Source organism: Hymenobacter sp. HD11105 (genome assembly GCF_054051685.1).
The window spans coordinates 157,114-173,832 of sequence record NZ_JBSWBR010000002.1 but is presented as its reverse complement, the minus strand read 5'-3'; the positions used below and the strand labels follow the sequence as shown (position 1 = coordinate 173,832).

Here is a 16,719-nt window from a genome sequence, read left to right as displayed (position 1 = left end):
GAGGAAGAATTAGGAATGCAGAATGATAAGTGATGGATGAATAATGGGGCCCAGCCAGCCTATTTTTCATTGATCATAGTTACCTCTTCCCTCCTCATTTAGGGCTGCTTTTAGATTTGGCGTCTTAGGCGCACGGTAGTCGAGATAAGCTCGCCCGTGGAGCGGCGCACGATGAAGAGAAGGTTGCGCCCGTCGGCGGAGTGCAGCAGCCGACTGATTTGGGTGAGCGACAAGCCTGATACTGGAATCAGGTTAATGACCAGAATTTCGTCGGTGGCCTGTAAGCCGGCTTCCTCCGCGGGTGAGCCTTTTTCTACTTTAAGAATGGTATAACGACGATAATCGGCGCCGCTGGCTAGCAAGTCCAGGCCGCTCATATCATGCTCGAATGGGTCGCGGTAGAGCCCATTAGGCCGCAGCCAAAGCTGATTGCGGGTATAATCGATAATAATATCAAAGCGCTTGAGCAGTTCAAAGCCGATGTTGCCGTTGCGAAAAACTTCCGCCCGATGACTTACATCAGAAGCGTCGGGGAAGGAAGTAACCAGCGATGGCACCCGGTATCGCCCCAGCTGCAAGGCCGTTACGCGCCCCAGATACCCATTAATAAGACCGTTGAGCCCCCGGCCTAGCTGCGCCCGAATTCGCTTGGGCGGTAGGGTAAGGCGATTATCGGAAGACGTTTCGAGCGACAGGGCGTGGCCGGCGCCCGTATCGAGCACGAGTTTGAGTGGCAGCTTAAGCGAGTCATGCAGCGCGACCTCGGTGCGCAGATACGCCTTCTTGCCCTCCAAATCGATGCCCATTGTAGTCCAGCGCCGCCCCTTGGGAGGTCGAAAAGTGGCAGGCGCAGTCAGAACTAGGCGCGACTCCATGGGGTTGACGCGCACCACAAAGCTGTAAAACACATCGTACCCCAAAATGCCGTGAATGGGCATGCCCACGTAGCCAGAAAGGTTAAGCACGTCGCTGGAAAGCAGCAGAAATGTGAGGGCGGGCGCTACTGCTTCGCCATCGCCTAGCTCTACCCGCACACTATCGGTCTGAAAAGCTTCTAGGGCCTGATCTTCGCCGGCCCCAGCTACCCGGTAGCGCTGGCCTAGGCGCAGACCGAGCTGCTTGCCCAAGGTCGGATCGGTGAGCAGAGAAGTGCCCACGCCCGTATCTAGCAAGAAGTTAAAGGGCCCTTGTCCATTAAGCTTAGCACTGATAATAAGCAGGTTCCGCTGCATTTCCATAGGTACCACCACGCGCTGCGTACGGGCGCGCTTGAAGTGAAACGGAAGCTGCTCGGCGGTTTGCCCCACGGCCTGCAAGCTCAACAGTAGACTTACCAACACCACGCCGCCAAAAGCCCCCCAGCACCGTTGGGTGCGCCTATGCAAGGAGTCTAGAATCAGCCGAAAGGCAACCATGCGTATGATTTGGTGGGCAGGGTAAGTTACTGAAAAAACCTCCCCATCGCCACCTCGAGCCTGGTCGATTCAAGCTGGAATTTCCCACTCACCCTGCGGGTCATAATGCAGGTGGCCGGCGGCAATGCGGAGCGGGGCCGCTACATTATTATGATAGAGCTGACCGGTGCCTAGGCCCTGCGGAAAATCGGGGCGGGCAACCTCGCCGGCTAGCTGACTGACAGCATTGAGCCCTACATTCGACTCCAGCGCAGAAGTTAGCCATGAGGCTGCGCCCTGGGCTTCGGCGGCAGCCAGCCACTGCCGGGTAGCCCGCAGTCCACCGACTAGGGTGGGCTTGAGAATTATATAAGACGGGCGGATTTGCGCCAGCAAAGCCTGCTGATCCTCGGCTTGAGTTACGCCAATCAGTTCCTCATCCAAAGCAATTGGAATAGGCGACTCGCGGCACAACCTGGCCATCAGAGCTGCCTGCCCGGCCGCAATGGGCTGCTCAATGGAATGCAAATCAAAGCGGGCCAATTGCTCTAGCTTGACTAAAGCCTCATGGGGGGCAAAAGCGCCGTTGGCATCCACGCGCAGGGTCAGACGTTCGGGGCCGGCTACGGCTCTTATTTCGGCCAGTAGCTGCAGCTCAGTAGCGAAGTCAATGCCGCCGATTTTCATCTTCAAGCAGGAATATCCTTCGGCCAGTTTCTTCTTAATCTGGCTTTGCATAAAGCTGGCTTCGCCCATCCACACCAAGCCATTGATGGGCAGACCCGCCTCACCGCGACTGAATGCATTGTCGAAAAGCTGGCGCCGGCCTCCATTTTGCCAATCTAGAATTGCCGTTTCGAGAGCAAAACGCAGCGCAGGCCATGTTGGCTCTACCAGCTCCTCGACCAAAGTATCCAAGGCGCTGGGGGGCAAATCGGGCAGGTGGCGGTAGTTGAAAGCAGCGCATAAGGCAGCTACTCGCGGCTCGAAATCGGGGCCATAGTCGGGGCTAAGGCCAGCTAGCGGCGCGGCTTCACCTATTCCTAAGTGTTCGGGCTGAGCCGTGTCGTGCAGGTGCAGATAGTAGGCAATGTGCTCGGAAAGCGCCCCGCGTGAGGTGCGAGCAGGAAAGTTGAATTGAAGGGCACGCCGAGTATAAGTGAGCTGGAGCATTCGAGGAGCGGCAACAATGGAGCGGGTGACGTGAAGTAAAAAAGCTAGCTGGGCCAAAGAACAGCAAATGCTGAATGAAGCTATAAGGCTAGCTAGCTTTTCCGTGATAAGTACACAACAAAAAAACCAGCCCCCGCGCTAGGCGCGAAGGCTGGTTTATAAAGTCGGCGGCACCACTCTGGGAGTGATGCCGTCGTTACATCAATGGAAACTATCGGGTAGCACCGCCCTGGTTGCTCCGTCCGCGGCTCGCCTGACCCCCCTTACGGCCGGCGGCGCGGGCCTCCTCTGATGTAAATCGGTGACCACGGCCACTCTCGTGTGAAGCTTTACCGCCTTCGCTGGCGATGCGGCGCTGCTCGGCTGGATCCATGGCGGCAAAACCGCGGAGGCTCTTGCCTGAAGCACTTGTTTTGGCTTGCTTGTTTGCAGCACCACGGCCAGTGTTTGAAGAGGCGGAAGTGTTGCGCTGATTCTGTTGGTTCGAGATCATAGCGGTAGGGTTTGAAAAGTATGTATGTGAATTATGTGAGGTTGTGGAAGGAAATCAAATCGATAACACATCAGGCCGAAGCCCATGTGTTTGAACGGGATAACTAGTACAACGATAAGGGTTTAAGAAGCAAAAACAGCCTTTACAGCTCAAAATACCGCTTTCTACCGACCTTGCCTGCGTAGTCGAGCTTGCCCGAAACGCGATAAGTACCCGCCCCTACTGTTGGGCTACGTACTAGTCACCATTGAGCTGTTTTTGCGAGGTTTGTTACGTGTTTTTACTGGTCGCTTTGTGCTCTTACTACCTCACTTGGCCAACCAGAAACCGGCAGAGACAAAACCCGCCGCGGTTTTTTCAGTTTAGCTTTAATAAGTAGTTCACGCCTTTGCTCCTGCCATGTCCTCCTCCGTATTTGCCCCCCAGCCCGTAGCCACGCCCGCACTGGCCGCCGAACTACCCGCCCGCTACCAGGCCGTGCGCCAGCAAACGGAAACCATCTGCCGGCCCCTGCTACCCGAGGACACCGTAGTGCAGCCCATGCTCGATGTGAGTCCACCGAAGTGGCACCTGGCCCACACCACCTGGTTTTTTGAGACGTTTCTGCTGCGCGAATACTTACCGGACTACCAAGTATTTCACCCCGACTACGCTTACCTATTCAACTCGTACTATAACTCACTGGGCAGCCGCGTGAACCGCGCCGACCGGGGCACCATCTCCCGCCCCGCCCTCGCCGACGTGTATGCCTATCGGGCCCACGTTGATAAGCACATTGATCAGCTGCTCAACTCGCTAGCTAGCCAAGATTTGCCCCCCAGCTTCGCCGAAATCTTTGAACTGGGCCTACAGCACGAGCAGCAACACCAGGAGTTGTTGGTAACGGATATCAAATACATTCTCAGCACAAGTCCGCTGGCGCCGGCTTATAAAACAGCGCCGGCAGTAGCGCCGACGCCCGAGCCGGCACCTGCTACCTGGCTACCGGTGGCGGGCGGCGTGTACCGAATTGGTTTTGAGGGCGAGGGTTTCTGTTTTGATAATGAAAAAGCCCCCCACGAAACCTACGTAGCTGATTTTGCTCTCCAGAACCGGCTCGTGACTAATGGCGAATACCGACAGTTTATGGATGCCGGCGGCTACCGCGATTTTCGCTATTGGCTGGGTGAAGGCTGGGAGCTAACGGAGCAGGCCGGCTGGGAAGCACCGCTGTATTGGGTGCAGAAAGACGGCGTGTGGCACCGATTCACGCACCACGGCTTACAGCCCGTCGATTGGGCAGCGCCCGTTACGCACATCAGCTTTTACGAGGCCGATGCGTATGCTCACTGGGCGGGGCATCGGTTGCCCACAGAGCAGGAGTGGGAAATTGCCGCCCGGCAGTTTGAACCTGCTATTGCAGCTGGCAACTTCTTGAAAAGCAACCTTTTCGACCCACAGCCCCTACCCGCCGGCGCCGACCCGGAGCAATGCCACCAGCTCTTTGGTGATGCTTGGGAATGGACGTATTCGGCCTACCACCCCTACCCCGGCTACGAGCGGGCGGCGGGCGCGCTAGGCGAGTACAACGGCAAGTTTATGCTCAATCAACTTGTGCTGCGCGGGGGCTCCTGTGCCACTCCCGAAAGTCATATCCGGCTTACGTATCGCAACTTCTTTCACGCCGATAAGCGCTGGCAGTTCACGGGTATTCGGTTAGCGCGTTGAGTTGGCCGAAACCTTAATATGCTTTTGTAAGCGCGCACAGCAGGCACAAATTGCGCACTTACGCTTCCTTTTTACACCCTCCGTGGACTTCTGCGGGAATTGATTCTTTGCTGCCCTAAACGCCCGTACCACATGCCACACCTTGCCACTATTGCCGCATCCGAAATCGCCCGCCACGTAGCGTCGGGTTTGCAGAAGTCGCCTAAATCACTTTCCTCCAAATACTTCTATGACGACGCAGGCAGCAAGCTATTTCAGCAGATCATGGCGTTGCCCGAGTACTACCCGACCCGCACCGAGTTTGGCCTGCTGACCACTCACCGAGCGGCCATTGTGGATGCCTTGCGTCCCGCCTCTGCTGAGCCTTTTTATCTGTTGGAACTAGGTGCTGGCGACGGGTTGAAAACCAAGATTCTTCTGCGCGAGCTCCTCGATCTTGGGGTCAATTTCACGTACATGCCGGTTGATATTTCTGCCGGCGCCTTGGATGGTCTGACCGCAAGCCTACAAGCCGAGTTGCCTAAGCTGCGCGTGGAGCCCGTAGTGGCCGAATACACCGCTGCCCTCACGCTGATGGCCGCTCGGCCCGGGCGTAAAGTAGTGCTATTCTTGGGCTCTAACATTGGCAACTTCACACCCTCCGACCGGCGCGAGTTTCTACGCGCCCTCACCCAGCCCCTTAACCCCGACGACCGCCTGCTTATCGGCTTTGACCTGCAAAAAGCCCCCCGCATCATCCGGGCCGCCTACGATGATGCCCAGGGCGTAACGGCGGCCTTCAATCTTAACCTGCTCACACGTCTGAACCGGGAATTGGAAGCCGATTTCGACTTGGCTAACTGGCAGCATTACACTGACTACGACCCGATCAGTGGGGTGGTTCGCTCGTATTTGGTCAGCACCTGCACTCAGCAGGTACACTTTGGGGCGCTTGATCAAATCGTGGAATTTGCGGCCTGGGAAATCATTCATACCGAAAATTCCTACAAATTTACCAGGCCCCTGATAACCCAGGTAGCGACGGAGGCGGGCTTGGAAGTGCTGAACTTTTTTACGGATGAGCAAGCTTACTTCGCCGATGTAGTGCTGGCTCCACAAGGTGATTAAGTAAGCTTTCTAGGCGTATTGCCTAAATCAAATAAGAACTCCACTCTCTCACTATGATTATCAGTCTGGCATCGGGGTATGGCAATTTCGCTACGCCCGCCGTGGCTGCGGAGCGCGCAGTAGCGGCTATTCAGTCGGGGCAGCTGATGCCAGGAGCGGTGGAAGGTTTGTTGGAATTGCGCGAGGCACTGGCTGCCTCGTATCATCAGCAAAATGCCCCCCAAGTCACGCCGGCGCATATTGTGGTTACGCCAGGTGTAAAAGCTGCGCTGTTTGCCTTGCTAAAAACCATACTGCGCCCCGGCGACGAAGTATTAGTGCCCATGCCCAACTGGTTTGGCTTCCGGGAGCTGATAGCGCGTGCGAGCGGCACACTTTGTCCACTCCCGCTTGATGCTACCGATGGCTATACGCTCCGGCCCGAGGTGTTGGAAGCGGCCATCACGCCTAGCACTCGTCTGCTGCTGTTCTCTAATCCTAATAACCCAACTGGCCGCGTGTATCAGCACGCCGAGGTGGAGGCGCTGTTGGAGGTGACGCGTCGCCACCCGGAGATGTATGTACTGTCGGATGAAATCTACAACCGCATCACCTTCGGCCCGGTGCCGGTGCCGTCCTTGCTGGAGTTTGCCGATCCTCACGGGCAGCATCTTGTGGTCAACGGGTTTTCAAAGTCCTTGGCCCTGATTGGGTGGGGCGTGGGTTATTTGGTAGCACCACCAACCCTAGCCCAAGCGGTGGCAGCGGCCCAGTTTGCTACTGGCGCGGCTGTACCAGTACCGAATCAGCAAGCGGCTTTGGCGGCTACGGAACACGCCACTACTATCGCTCAGGCACTTCTAACTCAGCTTGCGCCAACTCGTAAGCTGCTATTAGCGGGATTGGCAGAAATTCCCGGCGTTCAGTATATAGAGCCCGAGGGCACCTACTACGTCTTTGCCGATTTACGCCAGTTTTTGCCCCCCGCACCATCGTTAGCGGCTTCCTCGGCGGCCCTGCTGGCTCAGTTGCGCGCTGCTGGCGTAGATGTGGTAGATGGAGCTACCTGCGGCGCTCCTGGTTTTGTACGTGTTTCTTACGCCCTGCCAGAGCCTGACCTGCGCGAGGCACTTCGGCGACTAAAGCAAGCGCTGCTCACTCCGGAATTACAGAAGCAATAGGTGAGGTCGGAAGCAAGTTCACTCCCATGCAGCTGTGAGGCAGCGCACACTGGTTAATGATCTTGTCTACTCCAACCCATAGCCCAATTAAGGAGCGTACCTTTGCGGCTCATTTTCCGCTTCATCATGCCGCTCACCGCTGTTCGTCCGCATATCAAACCCACTCTTGTACTAGCTTTCCCTGTAGTACTTAGCCAGTTAGGCCACGTATTGGTTAACGTAGTGGATAGCGTAGTAGTGGGCCAAACCGGCAAAGTAGCGCTAGCGGCGGTATCGCTGAGCGTGAGTGTAAGCACGGTGGTGATGGTGCTAGGGCTAGGCCTTTCGATGGGCATCACGCCACTAGTCGCCGCCGCCGATGGTAAGCGCGACATGCCACTACTAGGTCGGCTTTTGGTGAATGGAGTGCTGCTGAGCACCCTAGGAGGCATCGTTTTGGCTTCCCTCGGGTTACTAATTGCCCCCCAGCTTCGCTATTTGAATCAGCCAGCTGAGGTGGTGGCGCTGGCCACGCCGTGGGTACGACTTATTTTCCTGTCATTTCTGCCTCTAATGGTTTTTCAAGGTTTCAAGCAGTTCGCCGAGGGCTTGGGGCTTACGCGGCAGGCCATGTATTTGTCGGTGGGGGCCAATTTGCTCAACGCCCTGCTGTGCTATGCGCTGGTGTTTGGCAACCTTGGGGCCCCGCGCATGGGCATGATAGGCGCGGCCTGGGCCACGCTCACGGCCCGCGTAGTAATGGCTTTGCTGATGGGCTTCTACGTGCTGCGCGCATCTCGTCTGCGGCCTCACCGGGAAGCTGCTGCCGTCAATCTGCAATTGCATGGGCCTACTCTGCGGCGTTTGTTGGGCCTGGGTGCTCCTATCGGGGTGCAAATGATGTTTGAGATGGGTGCCTTTAGCTTTTCGGCTGTGATGATTGGCTGGCTAGGCACTACCAGCCTGGCCGCCCACCAGATTGCCATCAATGTAGCTTCTGTTACGTACATGGCCGCCAGTGGTATTGCAGCGGCGGCTACCATACGGGTGGGCAACATGCGCGGCCACGGCGATGCGGCAGGCGCCCGGCAGGCTGGCTTTGCCGCCTATTGGCTTACGTTTCTATTTATGGGGCTGATGGCGCTCATTCTGATTGCGGCCCGCCAGTATATTCCTTATTTCTATAACAACGATGCCGTGGTAGTGGGCCAAGCGGCTACGCTGCTGCTCATTGCAGCGCTCTTTCAGGTATCGGATGGCTTGCAGGTAGTGGGCCTGGGGGCATTGCGCGGACTGGAAGATGTTAAAGTTCCTTCCCTGGTGGCGCTGCTGTCTTATTGGGCGGTGGCTTTGCCCTTAGGTTATTGGCTTGGGTTCAAGTTTCAAATGGGTGCCGTTGGTATCTGGATTGGACTGCTGACTGGCCTTACGCTAGTAGCAGGCTTGCTGCTCTGGCGTTTTCGGCAGCACAGTGCCGTATTGCCGAAAGCAGCTATGGCAATGCATTAGCTCGAGGCTGGCATTATTTTTTACCAACCTTGTTTGCACGTTAGACCTGCTCAGCAGCGTTCTTATCCCAACAGTTATTTTTTGCCCTAAAAAGCCCCCCAGCTCTTCCTATGTTTCACGGCTTGCCGCTTTCCTTTATTTCCTTTCTGCTGCCACTTTTGGCGGCTTTCACGTCTGCCCCACCCGCGCCCGCCGATGCGCCCGAGGTACTGGCGTGGTCGGCGAACCGGCCGCTTACCTGGGCCGACTTCAAAAGCAAACCTACCCCAGCCGAAAAGCTGGCCGCTCTTACCTCCGCTACCATCGACGTGCAGGTAGGCTGCACCGATTTCGTATTTACTTCTAACGTCCGGGCAGTATTTGTACCCACCGAATCTTGGGTGCGCGACTCGGCTTCGGCTACTCCCAACTTGCTACGCCACGAGCAGCTGCACTTCAACATCACGGAGCTACACGCCCGCCGGATGCGACAGAAGATTGCTTTGTTGAAGCTGAACTGTACACGTTTGCAGCCCACTTTTAAAAACGCCACCAACGTAATTTTTGCGGAGTGGCAAAAGGAGGAAGCCCGCTACGATCAGGAAACAAACCATGGTTTGAACCTGGACCGGCAGAAGACCTGGGAAATTCAGGTGAAGCAGCGCCTGGCTATGCTGGAGCAGTACGCCTCCAAGCCGACTACTACCAAATAGCGCTTTTTGCTACTTTCCGGCATGGAATCATCGATAGCATCTCCGCTAACCTGGTCTGAGTTTGAGCGTGTAGACTTGCGCGTGGGTACTATTCTGGAAGCGCACCCCTTTCCCGAGGCGCGCAAGCCTGCCTACCAGCTTCTGGTTGATTTAGGCCCTGAAATTGGCACTAAACGCTCCAGCGCCCAAATTACTCGCCACTATCAGCCTACCGACCTCGTAGGTCGTCAGGTGCTGTGCGTGGTTAATTTTCCGATCAAAAAAATCGGGCCTTTCCGCTCCGAAGTGCTGATAACGGGGGCCGCTGATGAGAACGGCGATATTGTATTGGCCTCCCTGGCTGGGCCCGTACCCAATGGCAGCCGGCTGATATAATAAAAAAAGCCGGTCGGATAGCACGCTATCCAACCGGCTGAGCAAAGCGTTATTTAGTACGCGCAGCTTCGGCGGCTTGGGCTTCGGCCGTGGCCCCGAGCTTGGCTTCCCGCGCGGCCAAGCTGTCAATCACGATGCCGTAAATATCGTCCAGGTCTTTGTTGTGAATGGCGTAATAGCGGTAGCTGCGCTGAAATATCGTATCCGTAACGTTGTAGCGGGCCAGCAGTTTACGCTGCAACTGATTGAATGCAGCGCGGGCCGAATCGGGGGGCAACGCGGCGGCATCTACGCGACTTTCGTTCAGATGCACTTCTATCAACATCGCTACCATTGTGGATTTGGGCAGCAAAGGTTGAGGAGCCAAAGGCTCTTCGGGGCGCTGACACTGGCTAAATCCCAGCGTTAGCAGCAGACTCAGAATAGACAGAAGAGATACAGGGAGCTTTTTCACAACTGCAAAGTTAGGAGGAACCCGTAGTTTAGCTGAAATGAATACCGCCGACCTCACTCCGCTCCAGCAACTCGTGCGTAAGCTTCGGCAGATGGAGATACGCATCATCAAAACGGTAGATGCGCAGTTGCAGGGCAATTTTCACTCCGTGTTTAAAGGCACGGGGCTGGAATTCGACGACGTGCGCCTCTATCAGTACGGCGATGAGGTGCGGGCCATCGACTGGGCCGTATCGAGCAAGGGCCACGGTACCTTCGTCAAAACCTATAAAGAGGAGCGCGAACAGTCGGTGCTGCTGCTGCTTGACGTAAGCGCCTCTCAGCAGGTAGGCGCCGCCGGCCGCCGCAAGCTGGACGTGGGCCGCGAAATATGCGGTCTGCTGGCTTTGGCGGCCGCCCGCCAAGATGCCCAACTTGGTATTCTGGCTTTCTCCGATCAAAAAGAACTTTATCTGGCGCCCGGCAAGGGCATTCGTCACGCCTACAGTCTTATCAAGCGCATTTTTGAGCTAGAGCCCCGCTCCCCGCGTACAGCAGTGGGGTCCGGAATTAAACAGGCGCTAGGGCTACTCAAGCGCCGCAGCATTGTCCTGCTCATCTCCGATTTTATTGACACTAACTACGAGCGGGAGTTAACCATGCTGGCCCGCAAGCACGACTTGGTAGTATTGCAGCTGCTCGACAAACGCGAGCGGGAGTTTCCACCTTTGGGTATTGTGCCCCTGCACGATCAGGAAACGGGCCGCACTATGTGGGTCAACACTTCCGCCGCTTCGTTTCGGGCGCGCTACCGGGCCACGTATGAGCAAAACCGCGAGCAGATCGGGCAGATTTGCCGGCGCCACCGCACTGAGTTTTTGTCCATTGCCACCGATGCCGACTACGTAGCGCAGTTGGCCAGCTTGTTTCGGCGGCGTAATCAGCGGGGTGGACGTGCGTAGGTTTTTCTGCAAAAAATGCCCCCCACGAATCCCAGCTACTGGCTTTTTTAGCTGGAATGCTCCCCAAAGCTGGTGGGCCTGCTTACTGTTGCTGTCCTTTGCCGTGCAAGGCCAAGAAATGCTCCCCGAGCAGCCAAAAGGCCGTTTTATGAAGCCTACCGTCCAGGTGGGCGAGATCATCAACTACGAGTTCACCTTCGACCACGACTCCAAGCTCGAAGTTGTTTTCCCCGACTCTACGGCCCAGTTTGCGCCTTTCGAATATGTGGGCAAAACCTTCCAGCCCACCCGTACGCGCCAAGGCCGCAGCTTCGATCAAACCGTCTATCAGCTCCGCACCTTCAGTCTGGACTCCGTACAGCGGCTGAGCTTACCAGTTAGCATTCTACGCGGACATGACACACTCAAGATCAACTCCTCACCTGCCACCATTCGATTGATCCGCACGGCGCCCGTGCCAGAATTTATTCCACCTACCACCCCTGTGTTAAAGCAAAACACGGCCCTGCTGCCCATAAAGCAGGAGTTTAATTATCCTTTTTGGCTCATCGGGTTTGGGCTGGTGGGTCTAGTAGCAGCGGGGCTGGGTTTGGGATTTGGCAACTACTGGCGGCGGCGCTACCAGCGGTACAAGCTGCGGAAGAATCATGCGTACTTTTTGGCCCAATATGCCCGCCACATCGAGCGTTTCGAGTTGTCGCGCTCCCTTACCAACATGGAGCGCGCCATTACACTTTGGAAAAACTACCTCACTAACCTCGAGAACAATACCATCAACAGCTTGACTACCCGCGAGATAGTAGCGCATTACGGCAACGACAAAGCCGTAAGCCAAGCCCTGCGCATCACCGACCGGGTAATTTATGGCAATCAGTTCAACGACGACGACACCGAAACCAGCGTTGCCTTCGACTTACTGCGCGACTTCGCCGAACGACGCTATGGCTTCGTGAGCGGAGAAGTAAAGAATTGATGAGAAACAATTACTCTTTAGAAAAACACCCCTCTAGACGGTCATGCAGAGCGGCAGCGAAGCATCGCGCTCGCGGTCGTTGAATTACTACTCTCACTAAACACGCGAGATGCTTCGCTCCGCTCTGCATGACCGTCTAGCGACGCTTTCAATTCCCAACTCAGCTTAAACCTAATCATGTTCGAACAGCTTTGGCAACGCTTTCTGGCTCCAATAATTGATGGGCTGCGCTATGCCACGCTGACTAGCTACACGTGGCAGGAGCCGCGGCTATTGCTGCTGATACCACTGCTGCCGCTGCTGTTTGGGCTGCGGTGGCTGCTGGTGCACCGGCGGCGTCCGCGCCTGGGAGTGGCGTTTGTGGCCGGGCAGGCACGGCGCGATTGGAGCTCCCTGCTCCGCTTTCTGCCCGATATAGTGCTGATGTTAAGTTTGGCCTTTGGCATAGTGGCTCTGGCCCGCCCGCAACGGACGGATGAGCGCGTGGTGCAAACGGGCGAGGGCATTGATATGCTGCTGGTGCTGGATGTGTCGGGCTCGATGGAGCTCCAGGATTTGCTGCCCAATCGGTTGGAGGCGGCCAAGCGCGTGGGGCGGGAGTTTGTGGATGGTCGCATGGGCGACCGGCTGGGGTTGGTGGTGTTTGCCGGCGACGCTTACTCGCTGGCGCCCCTCACCACCGATTACGACTTGCTGCGCGAAAGCCTGGATGGGCTGCGCCTGGGTATGATTGCCAACGACGGCACGGCCATCGGTACGGCCCTGGGCGTGGCTACTAACCGGCTCCGCGACTCACGCAGCCGCACCAAAATTGTGATTCTCATCTCCGATGGCGAAAACACAGCCGGCAGCCTCGATCCGCTCACCGCAGCCCAGCTGGCTCATGCCTATGGCTTAAAAATATACACCGTTGGCTTGGGTCAGGACGGACGTGTGCGCTATGGCAACGACGAAGCCGGCCGACCACGCTTCGTGGAGACCCGCCTCGACGAGACCACCATGCGCCAGATTGCCCAAGCCGGCGAGGGCCAGTTTTTCCGCGCCACCGACAATGACGCCCTACGCCGGGTATTTCGTCAGATCGACACGTTCGAGAAATCGGAAATCAAACAAACCCGTTTCCGCAACACCAAAGACTATTACCGCTTCTACTTGTTCTGCTGCGTAGGTTTGTGGCTGGTGTGGCTTGGCCTGAAAAACACATTTTTGACCAACGCGCTGGAAGACTGAATCGCCAATTACCAATTCGCATTTACCAGAGGAGCTTTGTGCAAGACCACAATCTTCGCACTACCCGAACATCTTATCTGCTTATGCAATTGTTAAAAGGTAACTGATAAATGCTAACTGTAATACATGTCCATCGCTGATAATCTTCGCTTCTTTCAACAAGAGTTGCAAGGTACCAATTGCCGCCTAGTGGCTGTTACTAAAACCCATCCAGTAGAGCGTCTGCGCGAGGCTTACGATGCCGGGGCACGCATCTTTGGTGAGAATAAAGTGCAGGAAATGGCGGCTAAGCAACCCGATTTGCCCCCCGATGTAGAATGGCATCTTATCGGCCACTTGCAGACGAATAAGGTAAAATACATTGCGCCCTTCGTACATACCATTCAGAGCGTGGATAGTCTGAAACTGTTGCTCGAAATAGAGAGGCAAGCCGCCAAGCACAACCGTGTTATCAATGCACTACTCCAGTTTCACATTGCCGCCGAGGACACCAAATCGGGCCTGAGCATGCCGGAAGCCGAGGAAATTCTGCAATCCGAAGCGTTTGGCGCGCTGCGTCATGTGCAGCTCACGGGCGTGATGGGCGTGGCTACCTTCACCGATGATGAAGCCCAGCTCCGCCGTGAGTTTCAGGAGTTGCGCGGCTATTTTGAGTTGCTGAAGCAGCGCTATTTTGCCCCCCAGTCCGAGTTCAAGGAGATTTCTATGGGCATGAGTTCCGACTACAAACTGGCTATTGCGGAGGGCAGCACCCTTATCCGGGTGGGCAGCGCTATTTTTGGCGCTCGGCCCGTTCAGCAACACTAGGTGCCGGTCATAGTCCCCTACTCTCTCCCACTTACTATTTAATTTATGACTGCTCGTTTGATTTTACAGTTCGCGGCTTTACTTGGTGCCCTGGGCGTGGCTATTGGCGCGTTTGGAGCGCACGGCTTGCGCAAGATGCTAGAAGACACTGGCCGCTTCGACACGTTTGAAACGGCTGTGCGCTATCAATTCTACCACACGCTGGCCTTACTGGCCGTAGGCCTACTGCTCGCCGTGCGCCCCGATATTCGTGGAATGAGTCTAACGGCCTGGCTGTTTCTGGGGGGCATTTTGCTGTTCAGCGGCTCGCTGTACACGCTCTGCTTTACGGGCATCACTAAAATGGGCGCAGTAGCACCCATTGGTGGTTTGCTTCTTATTGCGGGCTGGCTCAGCCTGCTCTGGTCGGTGCGGCAGTTGTAACCAACGTCTCCCATTGAGAATGTTTATTGGCCTCAGATCACTAAAACTCAATACACAAAAAAGCCCCCCAGAAATAATCTGGGGGGCTTTTTTGTGTATTGATACTTCTACTTAAGAAGACTTACGCTTTGCTTTGATTTTGTTGTCGCCCATTTTGGTTTTCTGCTTGGCATCCCCTTCGCCGGTCGAAACGTCAACTTTGGCTGGTATTGCCTCGGTTGTGGCAGTGGCGGCATCCTTCACTTCACCCACCAACGACACCATTGCGTTGCCGCCCGCTGAGTTCGACTCCACGGTTAGCACTTTATTCTGCACGCCCATTTTACCGGCGGTGTTGAATTTAGCGGTTACCGTACCCGATTTGCCGGGCATGATGGGCTCTTTAGTCCAGGCGGGCACAGTGCAGCCGCACGTGGTACCAATGTTGGAAATGACAAGCGGTGCCGTACCGGCGTTCTTGAATTTGAACACGTGCTCTACTACCTCGCCCTGCTTCACGCTACCGAAGTCGTACTTCATTTCCTCAAACTGAATCTGTGGACCAGCTACTTTCTGCTGGGCGTTGGCAGGCTGCACGGCAGCCGTTTGGGCTTGGGCGGCAAAGCCTGCCAGCGAAAGCGATAATGCCAGAATAAGTGCCTTTTTCATGAGTTGAATGCTTTGATAGTTGAGAAAAACAAAAGTACAGGTTTATTGACTTCCGCTGCGCAGAATTCGCAGCAACAAATAGGTATCCAGCTTTGTGCCAATAGATTATATCTACTCGGCCAGTAGCTTACTATTGAAGTTAAGCAAAAACAACCGGTCGGCAGCGCGCGTGATGGCCGTATATAGCCAGCGCGCAAACTCGGCGTTTACCATGTCATCTTTTAAAAAACCGTGGTCGACGAATACGGCCTGCCACTGCCCGCCCTGCGCCTTGTGGCAGGTAAGCGCATAAGCGAATTTTACCTGCAAAGCGTTCAAATATGGGTCTTTTCGTAGAGCCGCGCTTTTCTCGCGCTTGGTGCCCAAATGGGCATAATCGGCCGAAACGGTCTGGTACAAAGCGTTGCTGCGGTCGGCAGGCAAGGCTGGTGCATCGGTGTGCAAAGTGTCTAGGAGCAGTTTTACTTCTATTTCCTCCTCATCAGGATAATCGACGAAGCGAATGCGGGCATCGGCGAAACGAAAGCCGAACTCTTCCTGCCGACGCACGATTTTGCTCACTTGTACAAAGTCACCGTTGGCCAAAAAGCCCATTTCGGAATCTTTAGGCAGCCAGAAATAGTTGTTGCGCACCACCATGAGGTAGTCGCCGGCCTCGATTTCCTCTTCCGCACCAAACAGCGCGTGCCGAATGTGCTGGTTATACATGTTAGCGTTCTTGTTGGAACGGCAAATGATGGTCGTGTTTTCGTGGCCGAAGTTTTTGTAGGCCCAGCGCAGCCCGTCTTCCAGCTTTTCGCCCCCCACAGGGAAAATATCGGCGTAACCGCGGGTATGAAATTGTATGTGCGGCTTTTCCTCCCGCAACTCTTCGCGCAGAATAGTGGCATTTACCAGAATTCCCGACTCCTCCGCCTGCCGCATTACCTGGCGCAGCTCTACCGAATCTACTTTGGCGCGGAATCGGGCGGCTAGCAGTTCCGGGTCGAGAGCGGGGCTGAGCAATTGGCCCACGGGCGGCAGCTGAGCGGTGTCGCCAATGAGGAGCAGGCGGTTGGTGGGCTTTTCAAATACATAACCGAGCAAATCATCAAGCAAACCGTTTTCGCCGAAAGCTTTCTCGTCAGAAATCATGGAGGCCTCATCCACGATGTACAGCGTATCGGCTGTGCGGTTAGGTTGGCGCTGGAAGCTCAGGCTTTCAGAGGGTGTACCGGAAGTTTGGCGGTAGATTTTTTTATGAATGGTGCTAGCAGCCACACCTGAGTAAGCGCTCATTACCTTGGCCGCCCGGCCCGTAGGAGCCATGAGGGTGTATTTGCGACCTAGTTGGTGCAGCCATTGCACCAAGGCACTGACTACGGTCGTCTTGCCCGTACCCGCATAGCCACGCAGCACGAACACCTTGCGGCCGGGCAAGTCATCCTTCAAAAACTCGTCGAGTTGCCGAAAGAGTTGCGCCTGGTCCTGAGTGGGCTCGTAGGGGAAATAATCGCGGACGGAAGGTGTACGAACGGTAAGCATAATTCAAACATGTTAAAACCAGAATAACATACCGAGCAAAGCGAAGCATCTCGCTCGCTTCGTTGTAACAGCACTCCAACGAAGCGAGCGAGATGCTTCGCTTTGCTCGGCATGACGGCTTGTTTGTATAA

17 protein-coding genes are annotated in these 16,719 nt (G+C 55.6%); 11 read left to right on the top strand and 6 right to left on the bottom strand.

Annotated features, from left to right (window positions below; translation table 11 throughout):
* Positions 1-110 precede the first annotated feature (110 nt).
* The 3 genes from ACW9KT_RS07235 to ACW9KT_RS07225 form a co-directional block, all read right to left on the bottom strand.
* Positions 111-1,415 carry an aspartyl protease family protein gene (locus ACW9KT_RS07235; RefSeq protein WP_457078839.1) on the bottom strand — a complete coding sequence of 435 codons (1,305 nt, stop codon included), beginning with the start codon at positions 1,413-1,415 and terminating at the stop codon, positions 111-113.
* Positions 1,416-1,484: 69 nt separating this feature from the next.
* Positions 1,485-2,567, bottom strand: coding sequence for an o-succinylbenzoate synthase (locus ACW9KT_RS07230; RefSeq protein WP_457078838.1), 1,083 nt, complete (start codon positions 2,565-2,567; stop codon positions 1,485-1,487).
* A 211-nt stretch (positions 2,568-2,778) separates the two neighbouring features.
* Positions 2,779-3,060: a KGG domain-containing protein gene (locus ACW9KT_RS07225; RefSeq protein ID WP_457078836.1), complete on the bottom strand. Its 282-nt coding sequence runs from the start codon at positions 3,058-3,060 to the stop codon at positions 2,779-2,781.
* A 399-nt stretch (positions 3,061-3,459) separates the two neighbouring features.
* On the opposite strand from ACW9KT_RS07225, the gene egtB reads away from it, so the two are divergent.
* The 6 genes from egtB (at position 3,460) to ACW9KT_RS07195 (ending at position 9,589) form a co-directional block, all read left to right on the top strand.
* Positions 3,460-4,767 (top strand): ergothioneine biosynthesis protein EgtB, encoded by a 1,308-nt coding sequence (gene egtB / locus ACW9KT_RS07220; protein WP_457078834.1) that lies wholly within the window; start codon positions 3,460-3,462, stop codon positions 4,765-4,767.
* A 132-nt stretch (positions 4,768-4,899) separates the two neighbouring features.
* Positions 4,900-5,874 carry an L-histidine N(alpha)-methyltransferase gene (gene egtD, locus ACW9KT_RS07215; protein ID WP_457078832.1) on the top strand — a complete coding sequence of 325 codons (975 nt, stop codon included), beginning with the start codon at positions 4,900-4,902 and terminating at the stop codon, positions 5,872-5,874.
* A 53-nt stretch (positions 5,875-5,927) separates the two neighbouring features.
* Complete coding sequence (locus tag ACW9KT_RS07210) at positions 5,928-7,034, top strand: pyridoxal phosphate-dependent aminotransferase (protein ID WP_457078830.1); 1,107 nt, start codon at positions 5,928-5,930, stop codon at positions 7,032-7,034.
* 126 nt (positions 7,035-7,160) lie between these two features.
* Positions 7,161-8,522 (top strand): MATE family efflux transporter, encoded by a 1,362-nt coding sequence (locus ACW9KT_RS07205; protein WP_457078828.1) that lies wholly within the window; start codon positions 7,161-7,163, stop codon positions 8,520-8,522.
* 110 nt (positions 8,523-8,632) lie between these two features.
* Entirely contained in the window at positions 8,633-9,214 is a 582-nt protein-coding gene (locus ACW9KT_RS07200; RefSeq protein ID WP_457078826.1) for a DUF922 domain-containing protein, read from the top strand.
* A gap of 21 nt (positions 9,215-9,235) precedes the next feature.
* On the top strand, positions 9,236-9,589 hold the full coding sequence (locus ACW9KT_RS07195) for a tRNA-binding protein (protein ID WP_457078824.1): 354 nt from the start codon (positions 9,236-9,238) through the stop codon (positions 9,587-9,589).
* 49 nt (positions 9,590-9,638) lie between these two features.
* On the opposite strand, the gene ACW9KT_RS07190 is transcribed toward ACW9KT_RS07195, so the two are convergent.
* Positions 9,639-10,043 (bottom strand): DUF4296 domain-containing protein, encoded by a 405-nt coding sequence (locus ACW9KT_RS07190; protein ID WP_457078822.1) that lies wholly within the window; start codon positions 10,041-10,043, stop codon positions 9,639-9,641.
* A gap of 37 nt (positions 10,044-10,080) precedes the next feature.
* Between ACW9KT_RS07190 and ACW9KT_RS07185 the strand changes: the two genes are divergently transcribed.
* The 5 genes from ACW9KT_RS07185 (at position 10,081) to ACW9KT_RS07165 (ending at position 14,416) form a co-directional block, all read left to right on the top strand.
* On the top strand, positions 10,081-10,983 hold the full coding sequence (locus ACW9KT_RS07185) for a DUF58 domain-containing protein (RefSeq protein ID WP_457078820.1): 903 nt from the start codon (positions 10,081-10,083) through the stop codon (positions 10,981-10,983).
* Positions 10,984-11,131: 148 nt separating this feature from the next.
* Positions 11,132-11,956 (top strand): hypothetical protein, encoded by an 825-nt coding sequence (locus tag ACW9KT_RS07180; protein ID WP_457078819.1) that lies wholly within the window; start codon positions 11,132-11,134, stop codon positions 11,954-11,956.
* 177 nt (positions 11,957-12,133) lie between these two features.
* A complete protein-coding gene (locus tag ACW9KT_RS07175; protein WP_457078817.1) occupies positions 12,134-13,186 on the top strand; it encodes a VWA domain-containing protein in 1,053 nt (350 codons plus the stop codon).
* A gap of 126 nt (positions 13,187-13,312) precedes the next feature.
* On the top strand, positions 13,313-13,993 hold the full coding sequence (locus tag ACW9KT_RS07170) for a YggS family pyridoxal phosphate-dependent enzyme (RefSeq protein WP_457078815.1): 681 nt from the start codon (positions 13,313-13,315) through the stop codon (positions 13,991-13,993).
* 45 nt (positions 13,994-14,038) lie between these two features.
* Positions 14,039-14,416, top strand: coding sequence for a DUF423 domain-containing protein (locus tag ACW9KT_RS07165; RefSeq protein WP_457078813.1), 378 nt, complete (start codon positions 14,039-14,041; stop codon positions 14,414-14,416).
* Positions 14,417-14,527: 111 nt separating this feature from the next.
* On the opposite strand, the gene ACW9KT_RS07160 is transcribed toward ACW9KT_RS07165, so the two are convergent.
* Together ACW9KT_RS07160 and ACW9KT_RS07155 are read right to left on the bottom strand one after the other, a co-directional pair.
* Positions 14,528-15,064 carry a DUF1573 domain-containing protein gene (locus ACW9KT_RS07160; RefSeq protein WP_457078811.1) on the bottom strand — a complete coding sequence of 179 codons (537 nt, stop codon included), beginning with the start codon at positions 15,062-15,064 and terminating at the stop codon, positions 14,528-14,530.
* 111 nt (positions 15,065-15,175) lie between these two features.
* A complete protein-coding gene (locus ACW9KT_RS07155) occupies positions 15,176-16,588 on the bottom strand; it encodes an ATP-dependent DNA helicase (RefSeq protein ID WP_457078809.1) in 1,413 nt (470 codons plus the stop codon).
* Positions 16,589-16,719 lie beyond the last annotated feature (131 nt).

Excerpts from the sequence above, each read along its gene's own strand:
- ACW9KT_RS07235 (WP_457078839.1), bottom strand. The coding sequence starts at position 1,415 with ATGGTTGCCTTTCGGCTGATTCTAGACTCCTTGCATAGGCGCACCCAA.
- ACW9KT_RS07230 (WP_457078838.1), bottom strand. The coding sequence starts at position 2,567 with ATGCTCCAGCTCACTTATACTCGGCGTGCCCTTCAATTCAACTTTCCT.
- ACW9KT_RS07225 (WP_457078836.1), bottom strand. The coding sequence starts at position 3,060 with ATGATCTCGAACCAACAGAATCAGCGCAACACTTCCGCCTCTTCAAAC.
- egtB (WP_457078834.1), top strand. The coding sequence starts at position 3,460 with ATGTCCTCCTCCGTATTTGCCCCCCAGCCCGTAGCCACGCCCGCACTG.
- egtD (WP_457078832.1), top strand. The coding sequence starts at position 4,900 with ATGCCACACCTTGCCACTATTGCCGCATCCGAAATCGCCCGCCACGTA.
- ACW9KT_RS07210 (WP_457078830.1), top strand. The coding sequence starts at position 5,928 with ATGATTATCAGTCTGGCATCGGGGTATGGCAATTTCGCTACGCCCGCC.
- ACW9KT_RS07205 (WP_457078828.1), top strand. The coding sequence starts at position 7,161 with ATGCCGCTCACCGCTGTTCGTCCGCATATCAAACCCACTCTTGTACTA.
- ACW9KT_RS07200 (WP_457078826.1), top strand. The coding sequence starts at position 8,633 with ATGTTTCACGGCTTGCCGCTTTCCTTTATTTCCTTTCTGCTGCCACTT.
- ACW9KT_RS07195 (WP_457078824.1), top strand. The coding sequence starts at position 9,236 with ATGGAATCATCGATAGCATCTCCGCTAACCTGGTCTGAGTTTGAGCGT.
- ACW9KT_RS07185 (WP_457078820.1), top strand. The coding sequence starts at position 10,081 with ATGAATACCGCCGACCTCACTCCGCTCCAGCAACTCGTGCGTAAGCTT.
- ACW9KT_RS07180 (WP_457078819.1), top strand. The coding sequence starts at position 11,132 with ATGAAGCCTACCGTCCAGGTGGGCGAGATCATCAACTACGAGTTCACC.
- ACW9KT_RS07175 (WP_457078817.1), top strand. The coding sequence starts at position 12,134 with ATGTTCGAACAGCTTTGGCAACGCTTTCTGGCTCCAATAATTGATGGG.
- ACW9KT_RS07170 (WP_457078815.1), top strand. The coding sequence starts at position 13,313 with ATGTCCATCGCTGATAATCTTCGCTTCTTTCAACAAGAGTTGCAAGGT.
- ACW9KT_RS07165 (WP_457078813.1), top strand. The coding sequence starts at position 14,039 with ATGACTGCTCGTTTGATTTTACAGTTCGCGGCTTTACTTGGTGCCCTG.
- ACW9KT_RS07160 (WP_457078811.1), bottom strand. The coding sequence starts at position 15,064 with ATGAAAAAGGCACTTATTCTGGCATTATCGCTTTCGCTGGCAGGCTTT.
- ACW9KT_RS07155 (WP_457078809.1), bottom strand. The coding sequence starts at position 16,588 with ATGCTTACCGTTCGTACACCTTCCGTCCGCGATTATTTCCCCTACGAG.